This is a genomic window from Actinoplanes sp. G11-F43 (genome assembly GCF_050589265.1).
GTDB lineage: Bacteria > Actinomycetota > Actinomycetes > Mycobacteriales > Micromonosporaceae > Actinoplanes.
Genome location: NZ_JBNZCE010000077.1, coordinates 1 through 7,770, shown reverse-complemented (window position 1 = coordinate 7,770; position 7,770 = coordinate 1). Strand labels below are relative to the sequence as shown.

Genomic DNA, 7,770 nt, shown 5'->3' with positions numbered 1-7,770 from the left:
CGCGGTTCGGGTCCCGGGTTCGTGTGCCGCGTAGCGGTGCGGATTGCGCCGCACCGCGGCACGCGGTTCGGGGTTTGGGTTTGTGTGCCGCGTGGCGGTGCGGATTGCGCCGCTGTGCGGCACGCGGGTGGGGCCGCATTCGCCCGGCGGCCGCCGGACGGTCCGGACCGGGCGCCCGGCTCGCGCGGTGGACGCGGGGCCCGCTTCTTGCGGTTGTGGGGCTGTGGGGCGTACCGGAGACAGGTTTTCAGCGGCGGCGGCGCAACAGTGAGCGGATCACCAGCAGTGCGACGACGCCTACCAGCTGGCCGCCCAGGACGATCTTGTTGACGTCCACGGCGGGGCGCCATTGGGCCTCGCCGTTGCGGATGACGTAGACGCCGGCCGGGCGTGCGGTGTAGCCGTAACCACCGCCTGACCCGGACTTTCCGTCCGCCGTCTCCTCTCCGCTCTCGCCGCCGCCCCCGCCGCCGGCTCCTCCGCCGACGACCGCGACCGGGACGACGGTGACGCCGTCGCGTTCGATCGGGGCGCCGAAGACGCGTTCGACGGTGGCCGCGTCGGTGCCGGCCTTGGCCTTCTCCAGGATCTCCGTGGCGCTGAGTGGCATGGTTCACCCTCCGTGTCGAGGTTCTCCTCCCAGCGTGCCCCGCGCGTCAAGCGGGTGGGGCGGTGCTTCCGCGGATCACCAGGCGGGTGGGGACCAGATCGGTGCCGGGGCCGGCCGGTTCGTCGTGGATCTGGCGCAGCAGCGCGTCCACGCAGCGCCGTCCGACCTCGGCGAAGTCTTGGTGCACGGTGGTCAGTGGGGGCAGGTAGGAGCCGGCGTCGGCCAGATCGTCGAAGCCGACCACGCTGACGTCGGCGGGTACCCGGCGGCCGCGTTCGTGCAGGGCGCGGAGTACGCCGAGGGCCATCTGGTCGTTGGCGGTGAAGATCGCGGTGCAGTCCGGGTCGGCGGCCAGGCGCAGGCCGGCGTGGTAGCCCGACTCGGCGGACCAGTCGCCGCGTTCGGGGGGTGGGACGGGGCGGCCGGCTTCTTCGAGGGCGCGGCGCCAGGCCCCGGTACGCCGTTCGGCGGAGTACGACTCGGCCGGCCCGGCGACGTGCCAGACGGTGCGGTGGCCGAGTTCGAGCAGATGCCGGACGGCCTGGTGGGCGCCGTCGGCCTGGTCGGTGTCGACGACCGGGTAGCGGTCGCCGGCGTCGGAGTCGACGACCACCACGTGCACGCCGGGCGGAAGTGCCACCGCGGTGGCGTCGAGCAGGTGCACCTCGATGATGAGAATGACGCCGTCGACCGCCAGTTCGCCCATTCTTGTGAACGCTCCCATGACATTGTCCTGGGTGGGCGCGCCGACCGGAATGAGGGTTATCGCGTAGCCCTCGGTGGCGGCCTGGGTGGCGATCGCCTCGACGGTTCGGCTGTTTCCCGTGGAGGACAAACCGAACAGGATGACACCGATGGTGTTGAACCGGCCGTACCGTAGGGAGCGGGCCGCGCTGTTGGGGCGGTAACCGAGCTCGCTCATGGCGGCGAGTACCTGCTCACGAGTGGTTTCGACGACGCCGGGGTGCCCGTTGGCGACACGCGACACGGTCTGTGAGGAGACCCCGGCCCGGGCGGCCACGTCAGCCATCGATACGCGTTGTTTTCGGCGGCCGCCGGGGACGTCCGAGCCGACGCGAAGCCGGGGAGGTTCGATTTTGATCACTCCTTGACCGTGATTTGTGGCCCGTGCCACTATACGGCAGTCATGTTTACGTAAACATGACGACCATGTTTACGTAAACATCCTCCGGAGGTGGCAGAGGTGACCCGGCGTTCATGGACTGGCTGGCAGTTCACCGGTCCGTTTCTGGCGGTCTTCGCGCTGGTGTATCTGGCGCCGATCATCTACTCGGCGTACCTGAGCGTGTTCCGCACCCAACTGGTCGGCGGCACCAGCTTCGTCGGCCTCGAGAACTACACGAAAGCTTTCAGCGATCCACAATTCTGGGAGGCCATCACCCGGGTCTCGCTCTTCCTGCTGATCCAGGTGCCGATCATGCTCGGCCTGGCGCTGCTGGTCGCGCTCGCGATCGACAGCGGGCGGCTCTACGGGACGAGCTTCTTCCGGATCTCGATCTTCCTGCCGTACGCGGTGCCCTCGGTCGTCGCCACCCTGATGGCCGGCTTCCTCTACGGTGTCCGGTTCGGCCTGGTCGGCAGTATCAACGAGACGTTCGGGCTGAGCATCCCCGACCCGCTCGGGCCCGGCCTGATCCTCACCACCATCGGCAACATCGTGACCTGGCAGTACATCGGCTACAACATGCTGATCCTGTACTCCGGGCTCAAGGTGATCGACACCTCGCTGTACGAGGCCGCCGCCATCGACGGGGCCAGTGAGTGGCGGATCATCCGGTCCATCAAGCTTCCGGCGCTGCGCGGGCCGCTGGTGGTCGCCGGCATCTTCAGCATCGTCGGCAGCTTCCAGCTGTTCAACGAGCCGCAGGTGCTGGACAGCCTGGCGCCGAACTCGATCACCACCTACTTCACCCCGAACATCTACGCGTACCAGCTCTCCTTCGCCGGGCAGCAGATCAACTACTCGGCGACGATCGCGCTGATCATGGGCGTGGCGACGATGATCGTGGCGTACGCCTTCCAGCGGCGGTCGCTGAAGGGAGCGCTGTGAGCACCATCGTCCGCGTCAAGAAGAACAAGAAGCCGGGGCGCAGCGTCACCCTCACCGTGGTGACCGGCCTCATGGTGATCTACACACTCCTGCCGCTGGTCTGGCTGTTCTTCAGCTCGACCAAGAGCCAGGAGGACCTGCTCGGCACGTTCGGGCTCTGGTTCGGCGGGGAGTTCGCGCTCTTCGAGAACATCGCGGACACCTTCGCCTACCAGGACGGCGTCTTCGGCCGCTGGATCCTCAACACCCTGTTCTACGTGGTGGTGGGCGCCGGTGGGGCGACCATCCTGGCGGCTCTGGCCGGGTACGGGCTGGCGAAGTTCGACTTCGCCGGACGCAAGGCGGTCTTCGCCGTGGTGCTCGGTGGCATCGCGGTCCCGCCCACCGCGCTGGCCGTGCCGACCTTCCTGCTGTTCGCCAAGATGGGGCTGACCGACACCCCGTGGGCGGTGATCCTGCCGTCGCTGCTGTCGCCGTTCGGGCTGTACCTGATGTGGACCTACTCCACCGAGGCGGTGCCGACCGAGATCCTGGAGTCGGCGCGGGTCGACGGGGCCGGCGAGTTCCGCACCTTCTTCAAACTGGCGCTGCCGCTGCTCGCCCCGGGCCTGGTCACGGTGCTGCTCTTCAACCTGGTCGCGACGTGGAACAACTTCTTCATCCCGCTGATCATGCTGAAGGACGCCGACCTCTACCCGCTCACGCTGGGCCTTTACACGTGGAGCCGGCAGGCCAACACGGTCGGTGGTGACGTGGTCTTCGACCTCGTGCTCACCGGCTCGCTGCTCACCATCATCCCGCTCACCGTGGCGTTCCTGTTCCTGCAACGGTACTGGCAGCAGGGTCTGGCCGCGGGCAGCGTCAAACAGTGACAACCCCCTCTATCACCGAAGGGACAACCCGAGAATGAAGATCACCCGTCGGCGCGCCATCCTGGGCGCCGCGATGTCGATAACCCTGCTCGCGGCCGGCTGCTCCGGCTCCGACGACGCCACCGGAACCGGCTCCGGCGAATCGGTCTCCGAGGCCGACGTCACCGCCGCCCTGGAGGCCGGTGGCAACCTGACCGTGTGGGCGTGGGACACCACGATCACCAAGGTGGTCGCGGACTTCCAGACCAAGTACCCCAATGTCAAGATCAACCTGGTCAACGCCGGTCAGGGCAACGACCAGTACGTCGCCCTGCAGAACGCGATCACCGCCGGCACCGGGGTTCCGGACGTGGCGCAGATCGAGTACTACGCGCTCCCGCAGTTCGCCCTCGCCAAGACGGTCACCGAACTCGACGGCTACGGCGCCACCGCGATGAACGGCAAGTTCACCCCCGGCACCTGGAACGCCGTGCAGTCCGGCGGCAAGATCTACGGCTTCCCGATCGACTCGGGCCCGATGGCGCTCTTCTACAACAAGGAGGTGTTCGACAAGCACAAGATCGAGGTGCCGACCACCTGGGAGGAGTACGCCGCCGCGGCCGAGAAGCTGCACACCGCCGACCCGAAGGCGTACATCACCAGCGACTCCGGTGACGCCGGCTTCACCACCAGCCTGATCTGGCAGGCCGGCGGCAAGCCGTACACCGTCGACGGCACCGACGTCGGGGTCGACTTCAGCGACCCGGGCACCCAGAAGTTCGTCACCCAGTGGCAGAAGATGATCGACGCCAAGCTGCTCTCGCCGGTCGTCGGCTGGACCGACGAGTGGTACAAGGGTCTCGGCGACGGCACCATCGCCACCCTGGTCACCGGCGCGTGGATGCCCAGCAACCTGGAGTCCGGCGCCAAGGCCGCCAGCGGCAAGTGGCGGGTCGCGCCGATGCCGCAGTGGGAGGCCGGCGGCCAGGCCACCGCGGAGAACGGCGGCAGCTCGCTCGCCGTCCCGACCGCCGCCGCCAACAAGGCCCTCGCCTACGCGTTCCTCAAGTACACCGCCGTCGAAGAGGGCGCCAAGACCCGCGTCGACGCCGGAGCCTTCCCGGCCACCACCGCCGAACTGAACGACCCGGCGTTCCAGGGCAAGGAGTTCCCGTACTTCGGCGGCCAGAAGGTCAACGAGGTGCTCGCCGCCTCCGCCGGCCAGGTCGTCACCGGCTGGAAGTACCTGCCGTTCCAGGTCTACGCCAACAGCATCTTCGGTGACACGGTGGGCAAGGCGTACATCGGTCAGGGATCCCTGACGGACGGTCTCAAGGCCTGGCAGGATGCCTCCGTGAAGTACGGCACGGAGCAGGGTTTCACAGTTAAATGACGCAGAGTTTCGAGACGACCCGGCGCTGGCTTCGCCGCGCCGGGTCGGCGCGTCTGGAATTCGGCGCGGACTACAACCCCGATCAATGGCCCCGCGAGGTCTGGGACGACGACGTCCGCGCCATGCGCGAGGCCGGTGTCACCGTCGTCTCCCTGGCGATCTTCTCCTGGGCCCGGCTCGAACCCCGCGAGGGCGTGTTCGACTTCGCCTGGCTCGACGAGGTGATGGACCTGCTGCACGCCGGTGGCATCGCCGTCGACCTGGCCACCGCCACCGCCTCACCACCCCCCTGGCTGACCCGCAGACATCCGGAGATCCTGCCGGTCACCCGCACCGGGGAGACCCTGTGGCCGGGCGCCCGCCAGCACTGGCGGCCCACCTCACCGGTCTTCCGCGACTACGCCCTGCGCCTGGTCCGTGAGCTGGCCGTCCGGTACGCCGACCACCCGGCCCTGGTCGCCTGGCACGTCAACAACGAGCTGGGCTGCCACAACATCTACGACTACTCCGACGACGCGGCCCGCGCCTTCCGGCTCTGGCTGCGCGAGCGGTACCACACCGTCGAAGCGCTCAACCACGCCTGGGGCACCGCCTTCTGGGCGCAGCGCTACGACGACTTCGAGGAGGTCCTGCCGCCCCGGCTGGCCGCCTCCCACCCCAACCCGACCCAGCAGCTCGACTTCAAGAGGTTCTCCTCGGACGCCCTCAAGGAGCACCTGCGGGCCGAACGGGCGGTCCTCCGCAAGATCACGCCGGAGGTGCCGGTCACCACCAACTTCATGGTGATGGGCGAGACCCGGGGGATGAACTACGCCGACTGGGCGGCCGAGGTCGACTTCGTCTCCAACGACCACTACGTGCTGCCCGGCCCACAGGCCCGCGACGAGCTGTCGTTCTCCGCCAACCTGACCGGCAACCTGGCCGGCGGGCACCCCTGGTTCCTGATGGAACACTCCACCAGCGCGGTCAACTGGCAGCCGGTCAACGTGGCGAAGAAACCCGGCGAACTGTTCCGCGACTCGCTCACCCACGTCGCGCACGGCGCCGACGCGGTCTGCTACTTCCAGTGGCGGGCGTCCAAGGCCGGCGCGGAGAAGTACCACTCGGCGATGCTGCCGCACGCCGGCACCGACAGCGACCTGTTCCGCGACGTGGTCCGCCTCGGCGACCGGCTGCGCGAACTGGCCCCGGTAGCCGGCTCCCGCCGCAGCCAGGCCCCCGTCGGCATCGTCTTCGACTGGGAGTCGTGGTGGGTCGCCGAACACGACTCCCACCCCACCGACCGTCTGCGCTACCGGCAGGAAGCCCTCGACTGGTACACCGCCCTGCTCAACAACGGGATCCGCGCCGACGTGCTGCCGGCCGGCGCCCCGCTGGACGGCTACCGGATGCTGATCGCCCCGATCCTGCACGTGGTGCCGTCCGCGCTCGCCGACCGCCTGGACGCGTACGTCACCGCCGGCGGCCACCTGGTCACCACGTACTTCTCCGGCATCGTCGACGAACACGACCAGATCTGGCTGGGCGGCTACCCCGGCGCCCTGCGGGACCTGCTGGGCATCCGGATCGAGGAGTTCGGCCCCCTGCTCGACCACGAGACCGCCGAGCTGGACAACGGCACCACCGGCACCCTGTGGACCGACCGGATCGACGTCACCGCCGCCGACGTGACGGTGCTGGCCCGCTACAAGACCGGCGAACAGGCGGAACGCCCGGCCGTCACCCGCCGCCCGGTAGGCCCCGGCTCGGCGTCCTACGTCTCCACCCGCCTGGGCCCCGACGGCCTGACCCGTCTCCTCCCGTCCCTGCTCACCCCGGCCGACGTACGCAGCGAACTACCGGAAGACCTGGCCGGCCGCGTCGAACTCACCATCCGCGACACCCACTGGTTCCTGATCAACCGAACCGACGACCAGGTCGACCTGACCACCCTGGACGAGCCGCCCCTCGCACCCCGAGAGGTCCGCGTCCTGCACCGTTAGTGCATGGTGGGTACCGGCGACCCCGGTACCCACCATGTCCGCCCACCTCCGGCACGGTCCGCGTCCCCCGAGGCCGGCCCTCCGTCACCAGGCAGGCGATTTTCCCAACCCCGCGGATGTACGCCGTTCGGCCCCACAGAAATCGGGCCGCTAGCCAGGGTCCCCGCGAGGCCGGCCCGCCTCAAGACCGCCCGGCGACCGCCGGGCGAATGCGAACCCCCAGGCCTTCGACGCGTCCGACCGCTTCCAGCTGGATCGCCCGCTACCAACCGGGCCAGCCGCCCCTGCTCGAACCGTCCGGCCGTGCGCGCGGGGAATACCCGTATATGCAACTTAGGAAGTTTTAAGTCGCTTTAGCGAAGAATAGAACCTTTGCCGGATGTCGGCCCGCACTTGAGGTGATCCCCAAGCGCTAGATCGGCCGCCAGAGCTGATCGGGGGTGATGGTTGCGCACCTTTTAAGCACTTCGAGAAGTTTTCAGGCCGTCCGCGGGCCGATCTGTTGCCAGAACGACCCGCCCAGCCGCGATCTTGGAGGATTTACCACTGTCTTGGGTCTTCCTCTGAGCTGCTGGCCCGTCCGGAGTCAACTCCCCGTGCGAGTGTCCGCTTTCCGGCCCCACCCTGGCCGATCTTGGCGGATGTGCCACCAAATAGAGCCTTCTTCTCGTCCGCTGGCCCGCTCGCGGTCAATTCCCCGCGCGAGTGTCCACCTTCCAGCTCCGCCCTGGCCGATCTTGGTGGATTTACCACCGTTTTCGGTGGTAAATCCACCAAGATCTCTGCTGCACGGTCGTTTCAACATCATCCGGTGAGGCCGAGGATGGTGAATGGCCTTGTCATTTCGCGGTTGGCCCAGCGGG

6 protein-coding genes are annotated in these 7,770 nt (G+C 68.3%); 4 read left to right on the top strand and 2 right to left on the bottom strand.

The features are described from left to right. Nucleotides 1-247: 247 nt before the first annotated feature. Together ACQ0O7_RS44780 and ACQ0O7_RS44775 are read right to left on the bottom strand one after the other, a co-directional pair. Nucleotides 248-610, bottom strand: coding sequence for a spore germination protein GerW family protein (locus ACQ0O7_RS44780; RefSeq protein ID WP_430792039.1), 363 nt, complete (start codon nucleotides 608-610; stop codon nucleotides 248-250). Nucleotides 611-656: 46 nt separating this feature from the next. Continuing rightward, nucleotides 657-1,640 carry a LacI family DNA-binding transcriptional regulator gene (locus ACQ0O7_RS44775; RefSeq protein WP_430792038.1) on the bottom strand — a complete coding sequence of 328 codons (984 nt, stop codon included), beginning with the start codon at nucleotides 1,638-1,640 and terminating at the stop codon, nucleotides 657-659. Between the two features lie 174 nt (nucleotides 1,641-1,814). On the opposite strand from ACQ0O7_RS44775, the gene ACQ0O7_RS44770 reads away from it, so the two are divergent. The 4 genes from ACQ0O7_RS44770 (at nucleotide 1,815) to ACQ0O7_RS44755 (ending at nucleotide 6,907) form a co-directional block, all read left to right on the top strand. After that, nucleotides 1,815-2,681: a carbohydrate ABC transporter permease gene (locus ACQ0O7_RS44770; RefSeq protein WP_430792037.1), complete on the top strand. Its 867-nt coding sequence runs from the start codon at nucleotides 1,815-1,817 to the stop codon at nucleotides 2,679-2,681. Nucleotides 2,682-2,752: 71 nt separating this feature from the next. After that, nucleotides 2,753-3,553 carry a carbohydrate ABC transporter permease gene (locus tag ACQ0O7_RS44765; RefSeq protein ID WP_430792040.1) on the top strand — a complete coding sequence of 267 codons (801 nt, stop codon included), beginning with the start codon at nucleotides 2,753-2,755 and terminating at the stop codon, nucleotides 3,551-3,553. A gap of 34 nt (nucleotides 3,554-3,587) precedes the next feature. Continuing rightward, a complete protein-coding gene (locus ACQ0O7_RS44760; protein ID WP_430792036.1) occupies nucleotides 3,588-4,925 on the top strand; it encodes an ABC transporter substrate-binding protein in 1,338 nt (445 codons plus the stop codon). Then, nucleotides 4,922-6,907: a beta-galactosidase gene (locus ACQ0O7_RS44755; protein WP_430792035.1), complete on the top strand. Its 1,986-nt coding sequence runs from the start codon at nucleotides 4,922-4,924 to the stop codon at nucleotides 6,905-6,907. The genes ACQ0O7_RS44760 and ACQ0O7_RS44755 overlap by 4 nt, the downstream gene beginning before the upstream one ends. Nucleotides 6,908-7,770 lie beyond the last annotated feature (863 nt).